At 53.4% G+C, this 25971-nt stretch carries 19 protein-coding genes; 10 read left to right on the top strand and 9 right to left on the bottom strand.

The window, feature by feature from the left end:
- Positions 1-2280 carry a response regulator gene (locus tag GO984_RS15750; RefSeq protein WP_157023581.1) on the bottom strand — a complete coding sequence of 760 codons (2280 nt, stop codon included), beginning with the start codon at positions 2278-2280 and terminating at the stop codon, positions 1-3.
- Between the two features lie 21 nt (positions 2281-2301).
- Positions 2302-3123, bottom strand: coding sequence for a PhnD/SsuA/transferrin family substrate-binding protein (locus GO984_RS15745; RefSeq protein ID WP_245231146.1), 822 nt, complete (start codon positions 3121-3123; stop codon positions 2302-2304).
- Between the two features lie 487 nt (positions 3124-3610).
- Between GO984_RS15745 and GO984_RS15740 the strand changes: the two genes are divergently transcribed.
- Positions 3611-7480, top strand: a complete 3870-nt coding sequence (locus tag GO984_RS15740) for a PEP/pyruvate-binding domain-containing protein (RefSeq protein WP_167740380.1) — start codon at positions 3611-3613, stop codon at positions 7478-7480.
- Between the two features lie 76 nt (positions 7481-7556).
- Here GO984_RS15740 and GO984_RS15735 read toward each other — a convergent pair whose 3' ends face one another.
- From GO984_RS15735 to GO984_RS15705, 7 genes are all read right to left on the bottom strand, one after another.
- The gene (locus GO984_RS15735) at positions 7557-8990 is read right to left on the bottom strand and encodes a mannose-1-phosphate guanylyltransferase/mannose-6-phosphate isomerase (protein WP_167740371.1); all 1434 of its coding nucleotides are present in this window, start codon (positions 8988-8990) and stop codon (positions 7557-7559) included.
- 14 nt (positions 8991-9004) lie between these two features.
- Positions 9005-10171 carry a DegT/DnrJ/EryC1/StrS family aminotransferase gene (locus GO984_RS15730; RefSeq protein WP_157023579.1) on the bottom strand — a complete coding sequence of 389 codons (1167 nt, stop codon included), beginning with the start codon at positions 10169-10171 and terminating at the stop codon, positions 9005-9007.
- Positions 10168-11103, bottom strand: coding sequence for a GDP-L-fucose synthase family protein (locus GO984_RS15725; protein WP_157023578.1), 936 nt, complete (start codon positions 11101-11103; stop codon positions 10168-10170). The genes GO984_RS15730 and GO984_RS15725 overlap by 4 nt, the downstream gene beginning before the upstream one ends.
- A gap of 3 nt (positions 11104-11106) precedes the next feature.
- Positions 11107-12228, bottom strand: a complete 1122-nt coding sequence (gene gmd, locus GO984_RS15720) for a GDP-mannose 4,6-dehydratase (protein WP_157023577.1) — start codon at positions 12226-12228, stop codon at positions 11107-11109.
- 106 nt (positions 12229-12334) lie between these two features.
- A complete protein-coding gene (tviB, locus tag GO984_RS15715; RefSeq protein ID WP_157023576.1) occupies positions 12335-13609 on the bottom strand; it encodes a Vi polysaccharide biosynthesis UDP-N-acetylglucosamine C-6 dehydrogenase TviB in 1275 nt (424 codons plus the stop codon).
- 320 nt (positions 13610-13929) lie between these two features.
- Entirely contained in the window at positions 13930-14991 is a 1062-nt protein-coding gene (locus tag GO984_RS15710) for an ABC transporter ATP-binding protein (RefSeq protein ID WP_157023575.1), read from the bottom strand.
- Between the two features lie 18 nt (positions 14992-15009).
- Complete coding sequence (locus GO984_RS15705; RefSeq protein WP_157023574.1) at positions 15010-15801, bottom strand: IclR family transcriptional regulator; 792 nt, start codon at positions 15799-15801, stop codon at positions 15010-15012.
- Between the two features lie 136 nt (positions 15802-15937).
- Between GO984_RS15705 and GO984_RS15700 the strand changes: the two genes are divergently transcribed.
- From GO984_RS15700 to GO984_RS15660, 9 genes are all read left to right on the top strand, one after another.
- Positions 15938-17191, top strand: coding sequence for an ABC transporter substrate-binding protein (locus tag GO984_RS15700; RefSeq protein WP_157023573.1), 1254 nt, complete (start codon positions 15938-15940; stop codon positions 17189-17191).
- A gap of 81 nt (positions 17192-17272) precedes the next feature.
- On the top strand, positions 17273-18205 hold the full coding sequence (locus GO984_RS15695; protein ID WP_157023572.1) for a carbohydrate ABC transporter permease: 933 nt from the start codon (positions 17273-17275) through the stop codon (positions 18203-18205).
- A complete protein-coding gene (locus tag GO984_RS15690) occupies positions 18205-19053 on the top strand; it encodes a carbohydrate ABC transporter permease (RefSeq protein WP_138163624.1) in 849 nt (282 codons plus the stop codon). The genes GO984_RS15695 and GO984_RS15690 overlap by 1 nt, the downstream gene beginning before the upstream one ends.
- Positions 19050-21116 carry an alpha-galactosidase gene (locus GO984_RS15685; protein ID WP_167740370.1) on the top strand — a complete coding sequence of 689 codons (2067 nt, stop codon included), beginning with the start codon at positions 19050-19052 and terminating at the stop codon, positions 21114-21116. Before GO984_RS15690 ends, GO984_RS15685 begins: the two co-directional genes overlap by 4 nt.
- Entirely contained in the window at positions 21113-22828 is a 1716-nt protein-coding gene (locus tag GO984_RS15680) for an IlvD/Edd family dehydratase (protein ID WP_157023571.1), read from the top strand. The genes GO984_RS15685 and GO984_RS15680 overlap by 4 nt, the downstream gene beginning before the upstream one ends.
- Positions 22828-23598 carry an SDR family NAD(P)-dependent oxidoreductase gene (locus GO984_RS15675; protein ID WP_157023570.1) on the top strand — a complete coding sequence of 257 codons (771 nt, stop codon included), beginning with the start codon at positions 22828-22830 and terminating at the stop codon, positions 23596-23598. The genes GO984_RS15680 and GO984_RS15675 overlap by 1 nt, the downstream gene beginning before the upstream one ends.
- Complete coding sequence (locus GO984_RS15670; protein WP_157023569.1) at positions 23598-24521, top strand: 2-dehydro-3-deoxygalactonokinase; 924 nt, start codon at positions 23598-23600, stop codon at positions 24519-24521. Before GO984_RS15675 ends, GO984_RS15670 begins: the two co-directional genes overlap by 1 nt.
- Positions 24518-25123 carry a 2-dehydro-3-deoxy-6-phosphogalactonate aldolase gene (locus tag GO984_RS15665; RefSeq protein ID WP_157023568.1) on the top strand — a complete coding sequence of 202 codons (606 nt, stop codon included), beginning with the start codon at positions 24518-24520 and terminating at the stop codon, positions 25121-25123. Before GO984_RS15670 ends, GO984_RS15665 begins: the two co-directional genes overlap by 4 nt.
- Complete coding sequence (locus GO984_RS15660; RefSeq protein WP_157023567.1) at positions 25120-25968, top strand: SMP-30/gluconolactonase/LRE family protein; 849 nt, start codon at positions 25120-25122, stop codon at positions 25966-25968. The genes GO984_RS15665 and GO984_RS15660 overlap by 4 nt, the downstream gene beginning before the upstream one ends.
- Positions 25969-25971: the final 3 nt, after the last annotated feature.

The raw sequence follows: 25971 nt of genomic DNA, 5'->3' as shown, positions 1-25971 counted from the left end.
TCAGCTTCCGGTCCGCACGATCTTATGTCGGCGTGAACTCTCCTCAATGGCGCCCCACAGCGCCTTTTTGTTGATTGGCTTGCTCAGGAAACCGTCCATGCCGGCCTGCAGACATCTGTCTTTGTCTGCGGGCATAGCATTCGCGGTCAAAGCAATGATTGGGCAGTGACCCACACCGTTTGCCTCCTCGTATTCTCGAATGACCATGGTGGCTTCAAGCCCATCCATTTCTGGCATCATCATATCCATCAGCACGACATCAGGTCCGGTTTCGCAGTACATCTCCACCGCCTCGACCCCATTGGCTGCAATACAGATTTCAACTGGGGCATCTTTTAGCATTTTGCGGACCACCAGCTGATTGGTTTTGTTATCTTCCGCCAATAGCACGCGGAGTGTACCTTCCATTGCCACTTGAACCTCGGGCGAACTACGTGCGCTGACATGGGTTCGTCCCGGACGTAGGGATCGGCTTATCACACTATGCAGCTGCGCTGATCGAACCGGTTTCAGAGCAAGCTCGCACACGCCCAAAGCGATGCGTGTTTTCGCATCCAGAGACTGCTCGACCGACGACAAGATGACCAAAGGCAGTTCAACATGCTCGGGGATTGCGCGGATCCGCTCTGCAAGCTCAAGGCCATCCATACCTGGCATCTGGTAATCCTGCACAACAAGATCGAAAGTCTCGCCACGCAATCTTGCCGCGGTTAGAGCCGCCAAAGCCTCGGCCCCTGAACCAGCCAGCGTACAGTGCATACCCCAGGTCGACAGCCGCTCAAACAGGATTGTTCGGTTCAGTTCCAGGTCATCTACAACCAGAACCCTTAGACCATTCAAGTTAACCTGATTATGCAACACAGGTTCACATCTACCCGCGCTGACCTGCAACGGTAGATCCATCGAGAAAACGGACCCCACCCCAGGATCTGAACGCGCCGAAATGTCACCGCCCATCAACCGAAGGAGACGAGTAGAGATCGCCAACCCAAGTCCTGAGCCCTCAAAATTCCGTGTTGCCGCGCCATCCACCTGTTCAAAGGCGTTAAAAATATGATCAATCTTATCGCTTGGAATACCAATACCAGTGTCGGTCACCGAAATTCTAAGATCACAAAGATCAGCGTCAGAGCTTCCAGAGACATCGATAAATACATAACCTTCCAGAGTGAACTTGACCGCGTTACCAGCGATATTGGTCACCACCTGACGAATACGCCCCACATCTCCTTCAAACACTGTTGGCAAATCTGGATCATAGCGCAAAGTAATTTCGACGTTCTTTTCTGCCGCCGTTGGTGACAGCAATGTTACGATATCCTCCATCGCTGTCTGCAGATTGAATGTTTCACAATCCAGCTCCATCTTGCCCGCCTCAATCTTGGAGAAGTTGAGGATATCATTGATGATGGTGAGCAGGGCAGAGCCCGATTTGGCAATTGTCTCGGCATACATAGTCTGGTCTTCATCCAGATCAGTTTCAAGGATCAACTCCGCCATACCAATTACCCCATTCATCGGGGTGCGGATTTCATGCGACATGTTAGCAAGGAATTCAGATTTTGCCCCGTTCGCAATGTCTGCGGCTTCCCGTGCCTGCTCCAATGCAAACTCTCGTTCGTCCCTTTCAACAAAGGTGTCTTCCATCACCCCAACTGAAAAGTTCAGCGCCCAGAATTCCCGAGAAGCAAACCAGGGCAAATGCAGGGTCGGTCGTTTAAGACCAGAGATAGCATCTGACATCCGTTGGTGAATCATTTGCAAAGGGCGCATCGCCAACAAATGGGTTAAGTACAATACCAGAGATGACAAGGCAGCGACGGTCAGGACAGTCCACCAGATTGTCTGATTTACCTTCTCCTGTACCATGGCCTGACCTTCGCTGATTGACCATTTGACAATCATATGGGCAAACACGACACCATCCCATTCGACGGGACGCTCATACATCACATAAGTCCATGTGTCTGGGCCTTGCGTAGCATTGGCCTCCGCAATGACACTTCGGTCTTCCGCAAGGATCTGGATTCCCAGAATTTGTGGTTTGCGCCTAATGGCTTCATTCAGACCGGTTTCCAGCACCGGTACGTCTTCGACGATAATGGCGTCAATCATCAAGCCGCTCAGCAAAGAAACCGTAAGGTCCGCCTGCTCAGACAGTTGTTGCGTCAGTCGCTGTGTCTCGTATCGGCGCGCAAGATCACCAACAACCCAGGCGACCAATGCCGCCGCCAGAGCCATCGAAACAACAATTTGGAACAGAATACCGGAACGCTTCATCTGGGATGGCCTTCGAGGTCATTAAAATAATTGACTTTTCTCCATTGCACTGCGGACAAGGTCATAATCCGAGTCCGAGCCTTCCAAAAATCCATTTTTGGCAATCTGCTGTACAATGTCTTCGTTCTCGGATGACAACATCACCCGGCGCATCGCCGCTACAATATTGGGTGGAACGTCTGCTCCGGCCAGCCAGGGTTTGGTTACATTATCGAAGGTCGCCAAAACGCGAATAGGAACCCCTTTGGCAACCAATTTTTTGTAGGTGCTTTCCTTGAGTGCACCAGCGCTAAAGCGCCCTGCTCCCACTGCTTCCCCAACCAGGTCATGGCGACCCAAGTAGGAAAAATCCTGCAGGTCTCCACTACCAACCCCCGCGTCCAGCAATTCAGCTTGTGCGAGATAGCGGCCAATGGTCGACAATTCGTTGCCAAAGGCAAAACTGTGTCCCCTTAGCTGTTCCAAAGACTGAATGTCGCTGTCTGCGTGAACAACGATCACGCCCTTGAAACGCTTGCCGCCCTTTTTTGACTCCATCGCAACCATCTGAACGTCAGAATTTTTGTTCACAACATGCACGTAAGACGCGGGGCCAAATCGAGCGAAATCCACAACACCGTTGGCCAGCTGCTCAATACCGGCTTCATACTCTTTGGCGATCTTCATCTTGATGATCACTGGTTCGCCCAGTTCTTCACTCATCCGTTCAGCCAGAAAGGACAGGAATGGACGATATTTTCGAACGGTTTCTGTAGGCTTGTCGGCGGCATAGGTACCAAAAGTCAGCGTCACATCTGCCTTTGCCGTCATTGGTAGCACCCACAGGCAAGCAGCCAAAGTCATGGCCCCGATTTTAGCCGCGATTTGCGGTTTGGGTATGTAGCCGTCGATCACTCGTAAACACAACATTGCACAATTCATTCTAAACCACCTCAGGTTTTAATTCCTGTACTCCTACAGGCTCGTTCCCACGCATATATTGGTCACATCGGTCAAAAGATAAGGTTAACCAGTCACCAGTCTGATCGTTCTTTTTCACGGTACAGCGGGCTTTTTACCGAACGGTTAACCAAACGGTAAGATTTGTGACGCTTTCATGACATCTTAATAAAAATTTTAGGGGTTGGCGCGAATCCGCCCAACAGACAGACACGTGAAAAATCAAATTTGCGCTCAGATCCAGAACAGGATCACCAATGTAACACGACCTTTGCTGGCCTTGGTAACAGCCGTTGTATTGTTGCCTGCGCCTGCCAATGCCATCCCATCGCCCGAACTGGTGATTGGCTCGGTTTCCTCGCTGGGTCAAATTTTTGCAGTTGGCATCGCGATGGTTTCCGGAGCGGGGGCCTTAGTCGCCCGAAAACTAGGATTTGCGTCAAAGAATGGGGCAGTAGCAGCACGCTATCCAGTGCGGTTGATTGCGGCGCTGGGTTTCATGGTTCTTACGCTTATCTATGTTAATTATTTGCAATATAACAATAATAAAACTGATGAGCTGAACCGGCTGCAGGCCACACTGGTGCGTCCTGCGCAATTCGATGGCACAACAATCCAAGATGCGACCCTCAAAGAAACGAGCTTTTCCCGGCAAGGCAATCACCCGCTGGCCATCTCAACCACACATGCTGCTGAATTGTTGAACGATGGCGACACACTATTTTATGACATCCGTGAAACAGGTGAGAATGCGATGGGCACGCTGCCCGGCGCCACTCACATTCGTTTCCCAGATTTTCTAGAGTCACGCCCCATCAGCGACCAATCCGTAGTCCTGTTCTGTCATAACGGTAATCGCAGCTCGGAAACCTGCGAGAAGCTGGCTGCACACGGAATTAACTGTTCTTTCATTGCTGGCGGCATTGAAAAGTGGATCGTTGAGGGTCGCGACTTTAGTGATGCAGAGGTAAAGACCCTATCCGATTTGCGCGCCATTCCAGAATACCCCAATAAGGATACTTTACTGAATACAGATGATTTCAAATCGCTGCTGGATACCGAAGATCTACAAATCGTTGACACACGTTATCCGGGCGATTTTGCCAGTGGTCACTTGCCCGGCGCAATTAACATACCAATCCGAAAATTGACCACCGATGACCTGATGCAGCGCATAAGTGCTTTGGACAGTAGTAAGCCAACCATAGCAGCTTGTTATGACCGTCGCAGTTGCTTCATGAGCCAGGTTTTGGGCTTGGAACTCGCCCAAAAGGGAGTGGATTTTCGCGGCCGCTATACCCTCCCGTGGGAATTTTTTATTCCGCCCGAGCCCAAGCCGCATATCCAGGATTGGCTAGGTGAGCAACAGACAGGACTGTGGGCCAAGATGATTTCCGCAGTCGCTGCAGGTTTGCTATGGGTTCACAGTCAAAGCCATATTCTATTAGGTCTGTTCGCACTGTCGTTGGCGACTCGCCTATTGGTTCTGCCAGTAGCGTTGAAATCCGAACGCGATCAGATCACCACCAGTCAAACTGCTGATGAACTATCGGCCATCAAAGCAAAGTTAGCCGATGATCCAGTGCGCAAAGGACGCGCGATACAGGCCTTTTATGCTGACAAGGGGCTCACACCACTGCGCAACTTAACTGCGCTGCTGTTCCTGCCGGTGATGATGATAGGTGTTTCAGCCGCGCAAGAGGCCAGTGCATCCCTGAAAGCCCCCTTTCTGTGGGTGACTGATCTGGGCCTGGCTGATCCAACATTTCTTATGCCCACCCTGTTTACTGCCTTGGGCGGCATCTATTTGATCTGGGCCGTAGCCAAAACCCGGCGCCAAACCTTGGTCTGGCTGGGTCTCGGACTGCCTGCCCTGTTTGCTATGGTGTTTTCGCTCAGCGCCGCGGCCAATGCCTATCTCTGTTGCAGTCTCGTCTTACTGCTTGTGCAGCGAGCCTATGTCACAGGATTGTTTACCCGACTACGCAACACACTGACCTTACACTACCATGCCCGCGCCCTGCGTCGTTTGCCACACGGTGTGATCCCCATGGGTTATTCAGAAGAGCTGAAAACCTCGGGAAACAAAGCGTTGCGTTTGTCGCTTCTCAAAAATGCAGGGTTGCCGGTCCCTGGTGGAGTGGTGGTCCGTGCTGACGCTATTCAGGACTACCGCCAAATGACACTTGCGCAAAAAGGGGTCTTTGCGGCGGAGATTTGGCAACTGGCGGGGCAAAAACCATGCGCCGTTCGCAGTTCGGCCAGCAACGAAGATGGTGCAGACCAAAGCTTTGCCGGGGTCTTTGAATCCGTTTTGGATGTTAGTGCTCTTACTATGCAAAGCGCGCTACAGACCGTGGTGGACAGCTTTACCTCTGAACGCGCCGCCAGCTATGATTCTGAGGCAACGGATGAAAACGCGGGAAATATTCTGGTGCAGGAAATGGTGGAGGCCGAGTATGCAGGTGTGATGTTCACCCAAGATCCCACCGCACCAGGCATGGTCATGATTGAGTGGGTCGAAGGTTGTGGCGAGGATTTGGTTTCAGGTCGTGTCACCCCAACCTCGCTGCGATTTGGCCGCTACACTGGCCTTGCAGCGGACACAGATCAGGACCAAACGTTGGATATGGCCCCGCTGCTGGAATTGGGCCGCCAGATCGAAGACATCTTTGGCAGCCCGCAAGATGTCGAATGGGCCTATGCGAATGGACAGTTCCAAATTGTGCAAAGCCGCGACATCACAACACTGAATTTAGGCAGCGAACAGGAACAGATCCGGTTGAGCGAATGGCGGAGCGTATTGGATCGCTTTGCTTGTGCCGAACCTGACCAGATCATACTGGAGCAGGATGAAATGTCAGAAGTCCTGCCCCGCGCGACCCCTCTGTCCTTTTCGTTGATGGGGCGTCTATGGTCGCCGGGTGGCAGCGTTGATCTGGCCTGCCGTGAATTGGGTGTTCCCTATGGCCTGCCCGAAGGTCCGGATGGCCACTTGGTCAACCTGTTTGGAAAAACCTATGTGGATGTTGCGCTGAAACAGAGCATGACGCTGAACCTTAGTTCTTCCAAGGCCAAACAGCTGCGCAAAATTGCGGACCCACTGATCACTCAATTCCGCGCTGAAACCATTCCGGCCCTAACCCAAAAACTGTCACTTTGGCAGGCGGTGGACTATACCGCCCTACCCTTACCCAAGCTGATTGAAACCATTGATCTGTTGCAGAAGATGCTAGTGCAGGACATTTATGTAGAGGCCGAGAAGGTCAATATTCTGGCAGGTTTCACGATGGGTGAGGCCAGCGCTGCCGCACAGGATGATCCCACATTGCGGACCCATTTGATGCAGGCAGAGCTGCCCAATGCTCCAACCAGCCTGATTGCAAGCTGCAAAGGTAAGTCGGCGCAGACCCGGGCGCTGCAACTGATGGGCCACCGGTCAATCTTTGACTACGAACTCAGTACACCGCGCTATATCGAAGCGCCGAGTTTGCTGTGGTCATTGCTGGACAATTCGGAGGCTGACACTGAAATCGCAAAACCACGCGCGTCTCAATTGCCAGCCAACTTGCCCGGTGAGCTCAGCACGGTGTTGGAACGGGCTTTGGCTTTTCAGGATCTCAAGGAACAGGCGAAACACGAAGCCCTGCGAGTTGTCGCTGAAATTCGTCGCGCGGCCTTGGCACTGGGCCGGGTCAGTAGACTGGAGGATCTTGTTTTCTACCTGAGCTTTGATGAGTTGCTTATGGGCGACTGGAGCCAACCCGCACAGCTCCGCCAAATGGCAACGACACGTAAAGATCAGGCTGCTTTGAGAAAAAAATCAGCTCCGACCGCAGTTACCCTGAGTCTGCGTGACTGCGAAATGTTGTCACTCGGAAAACTGGCTCAGAGCAGCGATGGTACACTTGGCGGGACTTGTGTAGCTGGCAGTGGTGCCTCCACTGGCCGGGTATTCTGGATCGAAGATGATAGTTCCGCTAATCCTGCTCTTTTTGATGGTTTCCGCGACGGTGACATTTTGGTTTGCCGGATGATCAATCCCGCCTGGTTGCCATGGGTACAAAGATCAGGCGCAGTGTTGTCCGAGGTCGGCGGTTGGCTTAGCCACATGGCAATCGTCGCTCGTGAAAAAGACATCCTGATGTTGGTGGGCTGCAAGGCGCTGGAACAACTTGACAGTGGTACTCGGATCACCGTTTCTGACGATGGTACCATTGAGCGGACCCCGCCAACCGAACTCAAGGTTGTCTCGGCCTGAACCAAACAAAAATGCCACGCAACAGGTGTTTCCCTGCTGCGTGGCATAAATATAAGCGGGTTAGTGCAACTCTGTATCAGCTGCGGGCGTAGACATCTTCATATCGGATGATGTCATCCTCACCCAGATAACTGCCAGTCTGAACTTCGATCAGCACCATTGGCACTTTGCCCGGGTTTTCCATTCGGTGTACCGCACCCAGTGGAATGTAAACTGACTGGTTTTCAGTCACCAGTTTTACATCGTTGTCCACCGTAACCTTTGCCGTCCCTTCGACCACAATCCAGTGCTCTGAGCGATGGTGGTGGCTTTGCAGACTTAGCGCTGCGCCGGGGTGGACCACGATGCGCTTGACCTGAAACCGGTCTCCCACCACCAAACTTTCGAACCACCCCCAAGGTCTGTGGTCTTTTGGGAAGGCCGTGGCCTGGTTGGCTTGTTTAGCCTTCAGTGCAGCAACCGCCAGTTTCACGTCCTGTGCCCGGCCGGCATCTGCCACCAGAACAGCATCCGGCATCGCAACTGCAATGATATTTTTCAAGCCGATGCCGACCACTTCCAGCCCTGCATCCTCGGACCGCAACAGGCTGCCTTCACAATCAATCGCTGTTGCCGACCCTTGCGCCACCACACCGTTCACGTCCGGGCCTGCCTCGCGCCAAACGGCATCCCAGCCGCCCAGATCGGACCAGCCAGCCGCAAAGGGAACCACTGTTAAGTTCTCAGCCTGCTCCATCACTGCATAGTCGATCGAAATATCATCGGCTCCGCTCCAAGTCTGAGGATCAAGACGCAAGAACCCCAAATCAGGTAAGCCATGTTCCACCGCCGCCTGCACAGGGGGCATCAGATCAGGCGCATGGGCCTGAAAAGCCGTGATAATACTTTTGACCGAAAACAGGAAAATCCCGGCGTTCCACAAGTAGTTACCCGCAGCCAGCATCTCCTCGGCGGTTTTGGCATCTGGCTTTTCGACAAACTGCTTTAACCCAATTGGGCGTGGAGAAAAATCGCCTGCATCCCCATCCAGTTCCAGATAACCATAGCCCGTTTCCGCATGGGTGGGCTTAATGCCAAAGGTGACCAGTTGCCCGTCTTGTGCCGCTGTCACACCGGCCTCAACTGCCGCACGGAAAGCGGAAGCATCAGGCACCACATGATCCGACGGGGCCACCAACATCAGCCCATCTGGATCGGACTTTTGCAAATGTAACGCCGCGGCCAGCACCGCAGGTGCTGTGTTGCGACCTTCGGGTTCGATCAAAATGGCGCCGGGATCAATGCCCACCTCAGCCAGCTGTTCGGTGACGATAAAGCGAAAGTCAGAATTGGTCAGTACCAAAGGCGCTGCATAATCTGCACCTGACAGCCGCTGCGCAGATGCTTGAAAAAGCGTGGTATCGCCAAGCAATGGTGAAAACTGCTTGGGATAGCTTTTGCGAGACAGGGGCCAAAGCCGGGTCCCGGAACCGCCGCAAAGGAGAACAGGGGTGATGGTTGATGTTGCCACGTTGTTATACCTCGTTACAGAGCTGCCAACGCATCAATTGCCTCGGGGGTAGCATAATGATGATTGCCAACAAACAATCCGAATTCATCTATATAGTCAGCGTTTTTCAGCTCGCCATGGATGTCGTAATCAAAGTATTTCATCACTTCGTTTTTAGCAAAGTTTCCGGCCACAATCGGGCGACATTCAAAGCCGGCTTCTGTTAGTTTTTTGACAAATTCGGCTCGCTCTAACCCCAGATCAGGGCGCAACACCAACGAGAACCCAAACCAACTGCTGTTGCCTATTTCGCGCTGGATGATGAATTTTGGGTGGTTGCCTAACTTGGCCTGCAGCATTGCTCCATTGGCGCGACGACCTTTGACCAGATCCGGAAGCTTCTTCAGCTGTTCAATACCCAAGGCGCCTGACATCTCCAGTGGCCGTAGGTTGTAACCAGGTAGCACAAAGCGGAAGCTTTCTTCAAACGGGTCATCCGACTTTTCACCTGTAACGTGATTAAATTTGGGCAGGTTACGGGTCCAACCATGGGCGCGCAGGCTCAACATCACATGGTACAGCTCTTCGTCATCAGTCACCACAATTCCACCTTCCATAGTCGAAATATGGTGCGAGAAAAACGCCGAGTAACTGCCGACTGCGCCAAAGGTACCGCATTCTTTGTCGTTGAATGTAGCGCCCATGGATTCGCAATTGTCTTCCATCACGACAATTTCGCGGCCGGCAATGATGCGTTCAATTGCATCAAAGTCATTTGGGTTGCCCAGCAGGTTCACGACCATGATCGCCCGTGTCTTGTCGGTCACTGCTTCGGCAAGTGCTTCCAGATCGTAGTTCAGAGTTGCCAGGTCGATATCCACAAACTTCATCTTCAGGCCATATTGGCCCAAGGGGTAATAGGTGGTCGACCAGCTGACTGCAGGCACGATGATTTCGTCGCCGCGTTCCAGCTTCAGATCCGGGTTCTTGGTAAAGCACAGCGCCGCCGTCATCAGCAAGTTGGCAGAGGAGCCCGAATTCACCATCACAGCAAATTTGCTACCAAATTGTTTGGCGAACTGCTCCTCAAAGGCCCGCACTTCCGGGCCCATAGAAAACATATCACTGTCGATCACCCGTTGCAGAGCGTCATATTCAGCCTGATCCCAGGACGAAGTAGCAAGTGGGTACTTAGGGCTCATGTCGCAAAGCTTTCCAGATAATAACGATAAGTCTGCGCGATCCCGTCGCGCAAAGAGGTGGGGGCCTGCCAGCCCCATTGAGTCTGACGCACAGTCGAGCAGAGCTTCTGCTTCATGCCCACCGGCTTACTCAGATCATGGGTAAACTCACCATCCCAACCGATAACGTCTGCCACAACAGCATAATAGTCGTTGATAGAATGATCGTGGCCCAAGCCAGTGTTCATGTTGTCAGGCAAGTTCTCGATGTCATCAGCCGCCCGCAAGACCGCATCGGCCAGATCGCCGGCATACATAAATTCACGCCGTGCAGTACCATCCCCCCAGATTTCAACAGTGGTTTCACCGTTTTCCTGGGCCTCGTGCACCTTGTGAATAATGGCAGGTACCAGATGCGAATGTTTGGGGTCAAACTTGTCATGCCGCCCATACAGGTTGCATGGGATCAATGTCTTGTATTGAGCACCAGCATCTTCACGACGAATGTAGTCACACAGGCGCATCGCCAGAATTTTAGCAATGGCATAACCTTCGTTGGTAGGCTCCAGCTCTCCGGTCAGCACCATATCTTCGCGCAGTGGGTTTTCTGCTGCACGGGGGTACATACAGGTCGAGGCCAAGTTCAGAAACTTACGCACACCATTTCGATGCGCGCCCATGATAATGTTACGACCCATTGCAGTGTTTTCATCCAGAAACGCCACTGGATTTGCCATATTGGCCTGAATACCCCCAACCCGGCCAGCGGCATGAACCACCAGATCCGGCTTGTGTTGTCTCAAATAGGCATCAACCGCACCCGCATCGGTCAGGTCAAGTTCACCGCTGCGTGGCGCTAAGATCGACCAATCTGCAGCCAAAGCATGTTCCTGAATATTCTGTCCAACCAAACCACCGCCGCCGGTCAGGAGCAAAGTGCCCTTCGTGCCCATGCATTAGTCCTCGCGCGCGACGGGTTCGTCATACCCGTGATCTTTCAAAACACGGGCGCGTTGTGCAGATTTCAAATCCGTACGGACCATCTCTGCACACATTTCCTGCACTGTAATCTCTGGCGTCCAGCCTAGTTTAGCTTTGGCTTTGGCCGGATCGCCCAACAGGGTTTCCACCTCAGCAGGGCGGAAATACCGGGGATCAATGCGCAAAATCACGTCACCCTCTTTCAGGGCTGGTGCCTCATCACCGCTAATGCTGTCGACAACAGCAACCTCATCCAGGCCAGAGCCTTCGAAACGGATTTTGATCCCCAACTCTGCGGCAGACCATTCGACAAACTGGCGCACCGAATACTGCACACCAGTGGCAATAACAAAATCTTCAGGCTCATCTTGTTGCAGCATCATCCACTGCATGCGCACATAATCTTTGGCATGGCCCCAGTCACGAAGCGCGTCGATATTGCCCATATACAGACAGGGTTCCAATCCCTGCGCTATATTGGCCAGTCCACGGGTGATTTTGCGAGTCACAAAGGTTTCACCACGTCTCGGGCTCTCGTGATTGAACAAGATTCCGTTGCAGGCATACATCCCATAAGCTTCGCGGTAGTTCACTGTGATCCAATAGGCGTACATTTTGGCTACGGCATAGGGACTGCGCGGGTGGAACGGCGTGGTCTCGGTTTGCGGCGTTTCCTGTACCAACCCATAAAGTTCCGAAGTTGAAGCCTGGTAGAAACGGCTTTTCTTCTCCAGTCCCAGAAAACGAATAGCCTCGAGCAGCCGCAGCGTGCCCATGGCATCCACATCCGCAGTGTATTCTGGTGAATCGAAACTTACCGCAACATGGCTTTGCGCACCAAGATTATAGACTTCGTCCGGTTGCACTTCTTTTAGAATCCGGGTCAGATTTGAACTGTCACTCAGATCACCGTAATGCAGCTTGAACCGAGCACTGTCCGTATGTGGGTCCTCAAAAATATGGTCCACTCGTTGGGTGTTAAATGAAGAGGCTCGCCGCTTGATGCCGTGAACCTCATAGCCTTTTTCCAACAAAAATTCTGCCAGATATGAACCGTCCTGACCGGTCACGCCGGTGATAAGTGCTGTCTTGGTCATTCACGTGCCAATCATATTTTTTGCGGCTATTCCGCCATGTTTACTTATCGCAGTCATGCCAGTTACTCGTGTGTTGAACAATAGAAGGTTACCAAGCTCTTGCGGATCAAAGCCGTAAATCACTTTGACCAGCAGGAAGAACATACTTCAAATCATAGACCACGGCCCCCGGTTTGCCCAAAGCTCGGATTTGAGCCTCACCCATTGCGTGAAATTCATCATGCGCAACTGCCAGAACAATCCCATCATAGACCCCTTGCTTCGGCGCCTCAACCAGATCGAGATTAAATTCAGTGCGGGCATCCGCTGGAGCGACATTAGGGTCTGACACATCAACCTCAACACCAAAGTCCTCTAACCCACGCACCACGTCGATCACGCGTGTATTGCGCAAATCAGGGCAGTTCTCTTTGAAAGTCAGTCCCATCACCAAAACTCGTGCATCCACCACCTGAATGCGGCGTTTTAGCATGGCTTTGATCATCTGCTGGGCGACGTAGGCCCCCATACCATCGTTTAGGCGTCGTCCTGCCAACAGAATTTCAGGATGGTATCCAACCTGCTCCGCCTTGTGCGTTAGGTAATAGGGATCAACACCAATACAGTGACCACCGACCAACCCGGGACGAAACGGCAAGAAATTCCACTTACTTCCTGCCGCCCGCAAGACCGCCTCTGTATCGATATTCAGCCGATTAAAAATCTTCGCAAGTTCGTTGATCAACGCAATGTTTATGTCTCGTTGGCTGTTCTCGATCACCTTGGCCGCCTCGGCGATCTGGATGCTCTCGGCACGGTAGGTGCCTGCAGTGATAATCTCACGGTATAGTGCGTCCACCCGGTCGGCTGTTTCCTGAGTCGAGCCTGACGTCACTTTAACAATAGTGGTTAAACGATGTGTTTTGTCACCTGGGTTGATCCGCTCAGGGCTATAGCCCACATAAAAATCCCGGTTAAAGGTCAACCCGGATTGAGCTTCAAGAATCGGTACGCAATCCTCTTCGGTGGCGCCGGGGTAAACGGTGGATTCGTAGATAACGATGTCACCCGGCGCCAGCACCCGACCCACCAGCTGCGATGCGCGCTCCAACGGTCCCAAGTCAGGGCGGCGACTGGCATCAATAGGGGTTGGCACAGTGACAATGTAGATGGAGCAAGCTGCGATTTCAGCGGTATCGCTAGTAAAGCTCAGGTGCTGGGCCAAAGCCATTTCACCCGGTTCAATCTCACGGGTCAGATCCTGCCCCTGGCGAAGCTGGTCGATGCGATCTTGGTTAATATCAAATCCCACCACCTCGCGGTGCTTGCCGAATTCAACAGCCAGCGGTAACCCGACATAGCCCAGGCCAATCACACAGATCCGATCCGCCGCATTGCTCATCTGTAGCCTACTCCTGATATCTCGCAAGACTCGCGCCCTTTGCCTCTCCTATAAGTCACGGAGTGTCACTGCAACCATCAGGACACCAACACAATATTCAGGCCCGCTGCGTTACTCAGGTTTAGTTTGGACAATTTAAGCAAGTTGAAGTTCTAGAAAGTGCAGCGGATTGCGGAAACGAGGTTGATGTATTTGCGGTCATTCGTTGGTCCCACAAAATTGGCCGAGAGTAAGGACGCAACCCTGAGACGCAGGTAAAACCCGTTCAAACAAAGACCATAGCCATCTACTGACCGACCACTGCGTTTGGTGAACTTGGTTTATCTCAACCTATTTTCGCTTACACCATCAAAGAACAATGCATCCGTTTCCTCAAAACCAACAAGAAGGGTGCTGCCTTCTGGAATTTCACGGTCGTCACGGGTTTCAACAATCAGTTTGGAGCCATCACCCAGCACAAGATAGTCATATGAAATACCGCCTAAATGCTCGCGAATATCCAGTTTGATATCAGACTGACCTTCGGTGATAGAAAGATGTTGCGGGCGGACTCCGACAGACACCGGGTGTCCTTCTCCGGGTAAATTGACGGTGGTTTTGACAATCCGGTTGCCCAAAGCCGGAACACGGACAGCGCCACCCTCAACAACACCCTCGATAAAATTCATACTCGGTGAACCGATAAATCCAGCAACAAATTTGTTATCCGGGTCGCGGTACAGATCCATCGGTTTCCCAACCTGTTCAATGCGGCCGGCGCGTAGGACCACGATCTTGTCGGCCAGGGTCATCGCCTCGACCTGATCATGTGTTACGTAGATCATCGTGGCGCCAATTTTGTTGTGCAAACGGGCGATCTCAACCCGCATATCAACGCGCAACTCAGCGTCCAGGTTGGACAGAGGTTCATCGAACAAGAACACCTCGGGGCCACGAACAATCGCCCGACCAATTGCAACACGTTGACGCTGCCCCCCGGACAGCGCTTTCGGTTTGCGACTTAGATAGTCGTCGAGCTTTAGGATGCGGCTGGCCTCACCCACCTTTGATTTGATCTCATCTTTGGGATGGCCATTCATCCGCAGACCAAACCCCATGTTTTCTTCGACCGTCATATGCGGGTACAAGGCATAAGTTTGGAACACCATTGCCACCCCACGGTCCGATGCATCAAGATGGGTAACGTCGCGATGGCCAATTTCGATTTGACCGTCCGTGGTTTCCTCGAGACCCGCAATCATCCGCAACAGGGTAGACTTGCCACAGCCCGATGGACCGACAAAAACACAGAACTCTCCGTCATCAATGCTCAAGTCAACACCATGGATAACCTGGGTTTCGCCGTATTTTTTGACAACCTTCTGAAGCTTTACGCCGGTCATGTGTTTATCTCCTGAAACTTATGTAGGGAACTGCCACGGCGTGGCTTCGTTGCCGATGCGGGCGGTTGCATCCAGCAGCATCTCGCGAAAGGTTTGCAGACTTTCAGGCGAATGGCGCGACGTCGAACTGGCAATGGAAACTGCCCCAACGACCTTGCCATTGCCCAACAAAATAGGGGCGGCGATGCTGATGATGCCCTGTTCGTGCTCTTCCCGGTCATAGGCTAGGCCTTCTGCACGGATCTGGACAAACTCTGCCTTCAGGCTTTCGACGTTATCGTGGGTGTTAGGTGTGTATTTGACAAAGGCCTGCTGCTTTAGGGCACGTTCCAAGCGTTCCGGGGACATAAAGGCCAAAATGGCTTTGCCAACCCCGGTACTGTGGGCCGGTGCAACACGTCCGGTCTGGGCTAGTGTCTCAAACAGGGCAGAGGCACGCCGCTTGTCAACAAACAGAACCTGTCCATTCTCCATTTGCGCGAGATGAATAGTTTCATTGGCCGCAGCTGCCAGCTCGTCCAGAATTGGGGCAGCAACGGAAGACAACGACGATTGGCTCCAGGCTGAATGTGCCATGCGCACCAAACGTAGCCCAAGCGAATAAGTCTGCTGATCCGAGTCGTAGTGCAGCATCTCTTGATTCGTTAGAGTTTGCAGAAATCGGTACAAAGTGGCCTTGGGATGCGGAGAGTCCGCCAATAGCTCACCAAACCGAACAGGGCGGCTCTTTGCAGCCACCGCATCAAGGATTTCCAAAGCTTTACCAACGGTTCCGTCACTCGATCCCTTGGTTTTGTTTGGTTCAGTCATCGTTCTCTCCGGCTTTCTCAATCGCATCCCGCGTCGAGAGTGTTGACATCGTTAAGCTGTTTCCAGCATAGTTTCAATAGTTGAGATTTGGTTTCATTATTTGGAACTAAAGCTGAATGTCAAGAGGGAGGAACTCATGTTTAAGAAACTCACCACGGCAGCGGCAGCGCTTGCCCTGACCACAGGCCTTGCATCACCTGCGATGGCCGAACTGAATGGCACTCTGAAAATCTTTTCGGATATGTCGAATCCAGCACCGCGCGCCGTCATGGAAGGCCTGGCATCGGATTTTGATGCACTGCATCCAAACCTGACGGTCGAACTGACTGTCATTGACCGCGAAGCCTACAAAACCCAAATCCGCAACTTCTTGTCCGCAAACCCGCCCGACGTTGCGAACTGGTATGCCGCCAACCGTATGGGTCCATATGTATCTGCCGGTCTGTTCGAAGATGTCAGCGATCTGTGGGAAGAACCCGCAATTGCTGACAACCTTGCATCGACAAAATCGGCGATGACCATCGACGGCAAGCAATGGGGCGTGCCCTATACCTATTACCAGTGGGGCGTTTACTACCGCAAAGACATCTTTGCTGAGCTGGGTCTGTCAGAACCATCCAACTGGGACGAGGAACTGGCCAACTGTCAAAAGATCGTCGACTCGGGCCGCGCTTGTTACACTATCGGGTCCAAATTCCTGTGGACTGCAGGTGGCTGGTTTGACTACCTGAACATGCGCACCAATGGGTTTGATTTCCACATGCAGCTGGCACGGGGTGAGGTCGAGTGGACTGACGACCGTGTCCGTCAGACATTTGCCAACTGGCGTCAGCTGATCGACATGAATGGTTTTGTTGCCAACCACCAGACCTACAGCTGGCAAGAAGCCCTGCCCTTTATGGTCAACGGTGAAGCCACTGCGTATCTGATGGGCAACTTTGCCGTTTCGCCCCTGCGTGAAGCAGGCCTGGATGATAGCAAACTTGATTTCTACCAGTTTGTTGAAATCAACCCGGACGTTGAAATGGCCGAAGACGCGCCAACCGATACGTTCCACATCCCGGCCAAAGCTGAAAACAAAGAAGCCGCGCGTGAGTTCTTGCGCTTTGTTGCGTCCGCAAGTGTTCAAACCAAGATCAACTCGGGCGGGGCTCTTGGTCAGCTGCCTGTAAACGCACAGTCTTCGGTTGATGCTGACAAGTTCCTCGAACAGGGCTTTGACATGTTGTCATCAAACAGCCCCGGCGGTGTAGCCCAGTTCTTTGACCGGGATTACCCAGCCGAAATGGCAGCCGTTGCCATGGAAGGGTTCCAGGAGTTTATGGTTATCCCGGATAATCTGAACGAAATCTTGGAGCGCCTCGAGTCGGTGCGTCAGGACGTCTACTAAACGATTAAAACCCGGCAGGGCGGTTTACTCGCCCTGCCCCTTTATTTCGCTGCAATAGCGACTGCGCAGGATACTGATCAGATGAGTAATGCTCCTCAAGCCTCGGCCCGGGCTAAGACGTTCCGCCCTGGGTTTATGGCACGTAACCGACAGGTCATCACGCCACTTCTGTTTCTTACCCCTGGCATTCTGTTTTTCCTGTTTTACGTGATTTTCCCAGTCATCCAGAGTTTCAACCTGTCTTTTTACAAATGGGACGGGCTGGGCGAAGCTGAATATGTCGGACTGAAAAACTACAAGAAATTGCTAACTGACCGGGCGTTCGAAGTTTCGCTATGGAACAACTTCAAATGGCTGATCCTATACCTGTTGGCGATACCGGCGGGACTGTTCATTGCGCTGTTTCTGAACCAAACAGTAACCGGTATTCGCATGTACAAGTCTTTGTTCTTTTTCCCTTTTGTGATTAGTCAGGTTGTTGTTGGGCTGGTGTTCACATGGTTCTACGATCCAACTTTTGGCCTGCTCAATACAATTTTGGAACAATTTGGACTGGAGCCCCTAAACGTTCTGGGTGACCCAAACCTGGCCACATATGGTATTATTCTTGCAGGTCTTTGGCCACAGACAGCTTATTGCATGATCCTCTACCTGACAGGTTTGAACGCAGTTGATCCCGAGCAAATTGAGGCCGCGCGATTGGATGGAGCCAAGGGGTGGCGGATGTTATGGCATATAATCATCCCGCAACTGCGCCCCGCGACGTTCATTGCCTTTGTGGTCACTATCATCGGAGCGTTGCGCTCGTTTGATCTGATATCGATCATGACATACGGCGGCCCATTTGGATCTACCCGCGTATTGTCCTTCTACATGTTTGAAAAAGCACTGAGCGAATACGGATTCCGCATGGGATATGGCGCAGCAATCGCCGTTGTACTGTTTGTCATCATGTTGGCCTTTATCGCCTACTTCCTGTGGTCGATGTACCAAGACGAAAAAGGGGCACGCTGATGTTTCCCAGACCTATCGAAAAATCCTCCCGCAGCTGGCAGATGACCTATCAGTCGCTGTTGCCCGTTGCATTGACCCTGTGGCTGCTGCCGTTGATTGCCGTTGCCATTTTTTCTGTCAAACCAGACACCGATTTCACATCGGGAAATTATTGGGGAATGCCGAGTTCATTCGAAGGCTTCAACAACTACGGCAAGGTGTTTTTCGCCTCGGATATGCCACGCTATTTGATGAACTCGATCCTGATCACAGTCCCAACCGTCATTGGCGCTGTTGCGCTGTCTTGCATGACCGGCTTTGCCCTTGGAATTTACAAATTCCGCGGCAACCTGATCCTGTTCTTCATGTTCATCGCTGGCAACTTTGTCCCGTTCCAGATCTTGATGGTTCCAGTCCGCGATCTGACATTGGATTTAGGCTTGTATAATACCAAGACCGGCCTTGTGCTGTTCCATATAGCGTTTCAAACCGGGTTCTGTACTCTGTTTATGCGCAACTTCATCCGGGCGCTTCCCTATGAGTTAATCGAAGCAGCGCGGGTCGAGGGTGTCGCGGAATGGCGGATTTTCTGGTACGTTGTGCTGCCGCTGATGAAGCCCGCGATTGCCGCGCTGTCTGTGTTGATCTTCACCTTTATCTGGAACGATTATTTCTGGGCCGTGGTGCTGACCCAAGGCATTGAAAGCCAACCTGTGACCGCAGGCATTACATCTTTCAACGCGCAATATCGCGCAGCCTATCATCTGATGAGCGCGGGCTCGATCGTGGCTGCCCTCCCTCCCGTGGCGATGTTCTTCTTGATGCAGCGCCACTTCATCGCTGGTTTGACACTGGGAGCGGTGAAGTGAGCAAAGAAACACAAGTCTGGCGGATCGATGCGCCGGGGCAAACTTTGGTTTTATCCTCGAACGGTGGGCTTCCCGGCGCGGTCTACTGGGGCCCTGCTCTGCCAGCCGCAGCGGATCTGAACGCAATTGCCAGTGCTGAGATCCGCGATGTCACTGGCGGCATGATCGACAGCCTGCCGACATTGACCCTGTGTCCGCAAGCCGCCGATGGCTTTCAAGGGCAGCCTGGATTGGTCACTTACCGAAACGGCAAACCTCTGCATCCACAGTTCAGACTAACCGCAACTGACGGTCAGTGCTTTACTTGCCATGATGATGCACTGGGACTGACCCTGTTCTTTGATTTTGAGCCCGTTGGCGACACGCTGGCTGCTATGACAACGCTGGTCTCTAACGATGAAATCACCTTGCATCACCTGTCCGCACCTGTGGTTCCCGGCCCGCAGATGGCTCAGGAAATCATCGATTTTGCAGGGCGATGGATAGGTGAGTTTCAACTGCAAAACACGCCTTGGCGCGCCGGTGTCCATATGCGTGAATCACGCACGGGCAGGTCCGGGCACGAACATCCACCGCTGGCCTATTTCCCTGAAACTGGGGCAACCAACACAAGCGGCACCGTGTTTGCTATGCACTATGGCTGGTCTGGTGGCCATGTCATGTCCGCCGAAGAACTGCCAGATGGACGCCGACAAATCCAATGGGGTCACGCAACGGGGACCCAACGCATAGGAACCAAGTTCATAACCGCGCCGCTTTATCTGAGTGTCTCTGAAACGGGCCTCAACGGATGCGGAGTGGCCTTTCAGCGCCTGTTACGCGATCACGTCGTAACCTGGCCTAACACTGTCCGCCCGCGCCCGGTGCATTACAACTGCTGGGAAGCGGTCTATTTCAATCACGACCCGGACATCCTGACTGATATTGCCACCCAAGCCGCCGAACTCGGTGCCGAGCGGTTTGTGCTAGACGACGGCTGGTTTGGCCGTCGCGACGATGACACCTCATCGCTAGGCGATTGGGATATAGATCCGCGCAAATGGCCAGATGGGCTGACGCCGTTAATCCAACATGTTCAAAAGCTGGGCATGACATTTGGCATCTGGTTTGAGCCGGAAATGGTCAACTTGGACAGCGATCTGGCGCGGGCTCACCCGAATTGGATCCTTGGGCCGTCCAACCAGATCGAAGGGCGTCAGCAGCGCGTGCTGGATCTTTCGACCCCGGATGTCCGCGATCATTTGTACCGCAAAATGTCCGGAATCTTGTCGTCCAACAACATTGACTACATCAAATGGGATCATAACCGGCTGTTGCCCATCGCTGATTCCGCGCAGACAGAGGGCGTGTATGAATTGCTTTTGGATCTCCGCACCGCCTTTCCATTAGTCGAAATTGAAAGCTGCGCGTCGGGGGGCGGACGGATTGATGCAGGCATTCTTGGTCTGACCCAGCGTGTCTGGCTGTCAGACAGCAACGATGCGCTGGAGCGACTACGTATTCAGCACGACTCTGCGCTGTTGCTCCCCGCTGCGATCACCGGCAGCCATGTGGGACCGCGCCAATGCCACACCTCTGGCCGGACACATAACATTCACTTTCGAGCTTGGGTGGCAGCGCAGCGGCACATAGGGTTCGAAATGGATCCGCGTGAGCTGAGTGAGGAAGAGGCAGATGTTCTGCGTCGCGTGGCCAAATGGTGGAAATCCAATAGGGATTGGCGGATGGGTGCGGACATTTTGCGATTAGACAGTGCAGACCCCAGTGTCATTGCTGAGCAACAGATGGCACAGGATGGCAGCCAGTTTGTGGTTTTTGCGGGCAAGGCCGCCACCGGCACCCAGATCCTGCCACGCCCATTACGTCTGACCGGTTTACAACCATATGCCAGTTATGAAATCGATCTCATAAACCGCGACGAGATCCATCACCTGTCACGTGGATCAACTCCGCTGAAAGAGGGTCCGCTGACCCTAGACGGCCAATACCTGATGCAACACGGGCTCACCCTGCCCTGGTCATTCCCAGACCGCATATGGGTGATCGAAGGAAGACGGATATGATCAAGAAAAGGCGCAGCAGCGCATGGTATGGCAAACATGACAAGGACGGATTTATTCACCGCAGCTGGATGAAGAACCAGGGTTTTCCAGATCACGCATTTGATGGTCGACCGGTTATCGGCATCTGCAACACCTGGTCTGAGCTCACTCCTTGCAATTCTGGCCTGCGCGATCTGGCTGAGGGCGTCAAACGCGGCGTTTGGGAGGCCGGCGGGTTTCCTGTCGAGTTCCCGGTGATGTCGCTGGGTGAAACCCAGATGAAACCCACCGCGATGCTGTTTCGCAACCTTTTGGCCATGGATGTCGAAGAGTCGATCCGCGCCTATGGGATTGATGGTGTTGTGTTACTGGGGGGGTGCGACAAAACCACACCAGGTCAGCTGATGGGTGCCGCTTCAGTCGACCTGCCCACTATTGTTGTCAGCTCAGGGCCGATGCTGAATGGCAAATGGAAAGGTAAGGATATCGGTTCTGGCACAGATGTCTGGAAATTCTCCGAGGCTGTGCGCGCAGGGGAAATGACCCTTCAGGACTTCATGAACGCTGAAAGCGGTATGAGCCGCTCCAAAGGCGTTTGCATGACAATGGGCACGGCCTCCACCATGGCCTCAGTCGTCGAGGCAATGGGCATGTCCCTGCCCACCAATGCCGCCCTGCCTGCAGTAGATTCTCGCCGCATGGCGCTGGCCCATCTGACCGGAAAGCGCATTGTGGAAATGGTGGATGAAGACATCAAGCCTTCGGATATCATGACGCGCGAAGCCTTTGAGAATGCCATTCTGGCCAATGCAGCGGTTGGTGGGTCCACAAATGCGGTGGTTCACTTGCTGGCTATGGCTGGTCGCGTTGGCGTTGACCTTGCGCTGGACGATTTTGAGCTGGGCAGCGAAATCCCGTTGTTGGTCAACTGCATGCCATCGGGAAAATATCTGATGGAAGATTTCTGTTATGCGGGCGGGATGCCTGTAGTGCTGAGCAAGCTTGCCAAACATGGGCATCTGCGCAGCACAAAAACCGTTCTGGGCGGTGATATTCATGCCTATGCCGATGGGGCTGAATGCTACAATGACGATGTGATCCAAAGTTTCGACAGCCCGGTCAAACCCGCTGCAGGTCTGCGGGTGCTTCGTGGAAATCTGGCACCGCGTGGGGCGATCATCAAACCTTCGGCGGCTTCGGATCACCTGCTGGAACACGAAGGTGAAGCCTATGTGTTCGATAGCATCGAAGACATGAAAGCCAATATCGACCGCGACGATCTTCCAGTGACGGCAGACAGCATTCTGGTGCTCAAAGGCTGCGGTCCCAAAGGCTATCCGGGAATGCCGGAGGTCGGCAATATGCCTATCCCGCGCAGGCTGATCACCCAGGGTATCAAGGATATGATCCGCATCTCGGATGCACGGATGTCAGGTACAGCCTTTGGCACAGTCATTTTGCACGTCAGCCCCGAGGCACAAGCCGGCGGTCCGCTGGCACTGGTCAAAACCGGCGACCGCATTCGCGTCTCAACTAGCACTGGCGCATTAGAGCTGCTGATATCAGATACCGAAATGGACGCCCGGCGCGCCAGTTGGCAACCGGATGAACCCCATTACACTCGTGGGTATGCCAAGATGTACGTCGACCACGTTTTACAGGCCGACAAAGGCGCTGATTTGGATTTTCTGGTGGGCAAAGATACCCGCCTCGTCACGAGAGAGAGCCACTAATGCAATCCTCAGCTACATTTCACGACCTTAACGAGGCCTCAGTTTTCATCACCGGTGGTGGGTCCGGCATCGGCGCGGCCCTGACCGAAGGATTCTTGCGACAGGGTGCCAAGGTTGCCTTTGTCGGGCGATCGGATGCCAGTGATTTCGTAGATCAGATGGAACAGGCAACCGGTGCGCGGCCCTTGTTCATTCAATGTGACATCACCAACATTCCCGCGTTACAGGCCGCTATCAGTCAAAGCGCCGAGGCCCATGGCCCCATCAAGGTTCTGGTGAACAACGCCGCCAATGACCAGCGCCATCAAACCGCCGAAGTGACCGAAGAATTCTGGGACTGGTCGCAGGAGATCAACCTAAAGGCCTATTTCTTCGCCTGTCAGGCCGTCGCGGAAGGCATGAAACAACTGGGCGGCGGGTCGATTATCAATTTCTCATCGATCAGCTATATGATGGGAAATGCAGGGTATCCTGCCTATGTCACCGCCAACGCCGGCATCAATGGCCTGTCACGGGCACTGGCACGCGAGTTTGGTCCTGACCACATCCGCGTGAACGCCTTGGCCCCGGGCTGGGTGCTAACCCAAAAACAATTGGACCTCTGGGCTGACCCCGATGCATTAGCCGCACATCTGGACCGCCAGTGCCTGAAGGACCATCTAGAACCACAGGATATTGTTGACGCCGTGTTGTTTATGGCTTCACAGACCAGCAAGATGATGACCGGACAAACAATGGTCGTCGATGGTGGCGTAGTGGTAACTGGATAATGATACAGACAACTGAACAACTGACTTGGATCGCAGCAGACTGGGGCACATCAAACCTGCGGATCTGGCTGATGGCGGATACAGGCGATGTCCTACACCGGATCAGCGCAGACTGCGGTATGGGCAGCCTGACGCCGGATCAATTTGAGCCAGAATTGATGAAGCTGATCGCTGAACATCTGCCAAATGGGCGTACTGTCCCGGTTTTCATCTGCGGTATGGCCGGGGCGAAACAGGGCTGGGCAGAGGCGCCTTATACTGCAGTGCCCAGTGAACCGCCCAACGCGACGACGGCCACCAGGATCAAAACCAAGGACAGTCGAATTGATGTCTACATCCTGCCCGGAATGAAACAAAAAGCGCCCGCCGATGTGATGCGCGGCGAAGAAACTCAGATTGCCGGTTTTCTGGCCGCCAACCCCAAATTCGACGGGGTGATATGTCTGCCCGGCACTCACACCAAGTGGGTCCATATCAGTGCGCGTGAAGTGGTCAGCTTCCGCACTTTCATGACAGGGGAGCTGTTCGCGCTGATCGCCGATCAGTCGGTATTGCGCCATTCCACCGCATCCAGTGACTGGGATGCCAAAGCCTTTGCTGCGGCTGTTGAGGATGCCATGTCCAACCCGGCGACACTGGCGTCAAAGTTGTTCTCGATCCGAGCTGAAGCCTTGTTGCACGGGCAAAGCAACGCAGTTGGTCGTGCCAAGGTTTCAGGCCTGCTGATCGGCGCTGAACTGGCAGGCGCGCGGCCTTACTGGTTAGGGCAAAACATTGTCATTCTTGGCGAAGATGGACTTTCATCCGCCTACCAAGCCGCATTGTCTGCGCAGGGATTGCCAGTGCCGACAGTACCATCAGAAACTATGACTTTAGCCGGCCTCTGCGCCGCTTACTTGGCCCTAGAAAGCAAACCTCAATGACCCGCGAAATCATCGCCATTCTACGCGGCATCCAACTGCACGAGGCTTGCGCCATCACAGATGTCCTAATCGAGGCTGGTATCACCAAAATCGAAGTGCCGCTAAACTCACCGCAACCACTGGACAGCATCTCCGCGATGGTTGCCCACGCTGGGGATCGCGCAATCATTGGGGCGGGTACGGTTTTACAGGTCGACGATGTTTCCAAGCTGGCCCGGATCGGCGCTCAGATGGTGGTTTCGCCAGATTGCTGCGCAGATGTCATTTCGGCGACAAAATCCGCAGGCATGTTGTCTTATCCCGGTGTTCTGACCCCAACCGAAGCCTTTGCCGCCTTGCGCGCAGGGGCCGACGGGCTGAAGTTTTTTCCAGCCTTCAAACTTGGACTAGATGGATTGTCTGCACTCAAGGCGGTTTTGCCACCGGAAGTAAAAACCTATGCTGTTGGCGGGGCTGGGCCAGGCAATTTTGCCGATTGGCAAGGGGCAGGTATTACCGGTTTTGGCATTGGCACCGGCATCTACAAACCTGGCTTCAGCGCTCAGGATGTTGCAGCTCGCGCCGCTGAAATCGTCGCGGCTTATGACAAGGCATTTGCATGACAACCGCCCAGATCTTTAGTGACACCCGCTGCACCTTGGGAGAAGGCCCCCTGTGGCACCCCGAGCGCCAACAACTGTTCTGGTTTGACATTCTATCCAAGCAGTTGCTTACGATTGTTGACGGCGAGCAGCGGCATTGGCAGTTCGACGAATGTGTTTCTGCGGCTGGATGGGTGGATCATGACACCTTGATCTTGGCCAGTTCTTCCGCCCTATGGCGGTTCGATATCAAAAGTGGCGAACAGGAATACCTGATCGCGCTGGAAGCCGATAATCCTGTCACCCGGTCCAATGATGGCCGGGCTGATCCCTGGGGTGGGTTCTGGATTGGAACTATGGGATATAATTGTGAACCCAGCGCAGGGGCGATCTATCGCTATTATCAGGGCGCACTGCGAAAACTGGTGCCAAACGTCACTATCAGCAATGCCATCTGTTTTGCCCCAGACCAATCCTGCGCATATTACACGGATACCGCCAAAGGTCGTATTTTGCGACAACCCCTGAACCCAGATAGTGGCTGGCCCGAGGGCAAACCTCAGCTCTTTGTTGACCTGTCCGATCAGAATTTTGGCCCAGACGGCGCGGTTGTGGATGCAGATGGCAACCTGTGGAATGCACAATGGGGCGCATCACGTGTGGCCTGCTATGCTGCGGATGGTAGTTTCAAAACTGCCCTGCCCGTTCCCGCAAAACAGGCGTCCTGCCCGGCCTTTGGCGGTGCAGATCTGACAACATTGTTTGTGACCACTGCTGCCGAAGGCGATGACGCGCCAGAAGCGGGCCAAACTTACCTATTCAAAACGGATGTCGCCGGTCAACGCGAACACCAAGTTCTTCTCTGAGGT

Origin of the sequence: Parasedimentitalea huanghaiensis (genome assembly GCF_009753675.1) — a bacterium.
GTDB classification, from domain to species: Bacteria; Pseudomonadota; Alphaproteobacteria; order Rhodobacterales; family Rhodobacteraceae; genus Parasedimentitalea; species Parasedimentitalea huanghaiensis.
The sequence above is the reverse complement of the archived record's forward strand: the minus strand, read 5'-3'. Positions and strand labels throughout refer to the sequence as shown.

What these genes read in the sequence shown, in the direction of transcription:
- GO984_RS15750 (WP_157023581.1), bottom strand. Translation starts at nt 2,280, where the DNA reads ATGAAGCGTTCCGGTATTCTGTTCCAAATTGTTGTTTCGATGGCTCTG.
- GO984_RS15745 (WP_245231146.1), bottom strand. Translation starts at nt 3,123, where the DNA reads ATGACTTTGGCTGCTTGCCTGTGGGTGCTACCAATGACGGCAAAGGCA.
- GO984_RS15740 (WP_167740380.1), top strand. Translation starts at nt 3,611, where the DNA reads ATGGTTTCCGGAGCGGGGGCCTTAGTCGCCCGAAAACTAGGATTTGCG.
- GO984_RS15730 (WP_157023579.1), bottom strand. Translation starts at nt 10,171, where the DNA reads ATGAGCCCTAAGTACCCACTTGCTACTTCGTCCTGGGATCAGGCTGAA.
- GO984_RS15725 (WP_157023578.1), bottom strand. Translation starts at nt 11,103, where the DNA reads ATGGGCACGAAGGGCACTTTGCTCCTGACCGGCGGCGGTGGTTTGGTT.
- gmd (WP_157023577.1), bottom strand. Translation starts at nt 12,228, where the DNA reads ATGACCAAGACAGCACTTATCACCGGCGTGACCGGTCAGGACGGTTCA.
- tviB (WP_157023576.1), bottom strand. Translation starts at nt 13,609, where the DNA reads ATGAGCAATGCGGCGGATCGGATCTGTGTGATTGGCCTGGGCTATGTC.
- GO984_RS15710 (WP_157023575.1), bottom strand. Translation starts at nt 14,991, where the DNA reads ATGACCGGCGTAAAGCTTCAGAAGGTTGTCAAAAAATACGGCGAAACC.
- GO984_RS15705 (WP_157023574.1), bottom strand. Translation starts at nt 15,801, where the DNA reads ATGACTGAACCAAACAAAACCAAGGGATCGAGTGACGGAACCGTTGGT.
- GO984_RS15700 (WP_157023573.1), top strand. Translation starts at nt 15,938, where the DNA reads ATGTTTAAGAAACTCACCACGGCAGCGGCAGCGCTTGCCCTGACCACA.
- GO984_RS15695 (WP_157023572.1), top strand. Translation starts at nt 17,273, where the DNA reads ATGAGTAATGCTCCTCAAGCCTCGGCCCGGGCTAAGACGTTCCGCCCT.
- GO984_RS15690 (WP_138163624.1), top strand. Translation starts at nt 18,205, where the DNA reads ATGTTTCCCAGACCTATCGAAAAATCCTCCCGCAGCTGGCAGATGACC.
- GO984_RS15680 (WP_157023571.1), top strand. Translation starts at nt 21,113, where the DNA reads ATGATCAAGAAAAGGCGCAGCAGCGCATGGTATGGCAAACATGACAAG.
- GO984_RS15675 (WP_157023570.1), top strand. Translation starts at nt 22,828, where the DNA reads ATGCAATCCTCAGCTACATTTCACGACCTTAACGAGGCCTCAGTTTTC.
- GO984_RS15670 (WP_157023569.1), top strand. Translation starts at nt 23,598, where the DNA reads ATGATACAGACAACTGAACAACTGACTTGGATCGCAGCAGACTGGGGC.
- GO984_RS15665 (WP_157023568.1), top strand. Translation starts at nt 24,518, where the DNA reads ATGACCCGCGAAATCATCGCCATTCTACGCGGCATCCAACTGCACGAG.
- GO984_RS15660 (WP_157023567.1), top strand. Translation starts at nt 25,120, where the DNA reads ATGACAACCGCCCAGATCTTTAGTGACACCCGCTGCACCTTGGGAGAA.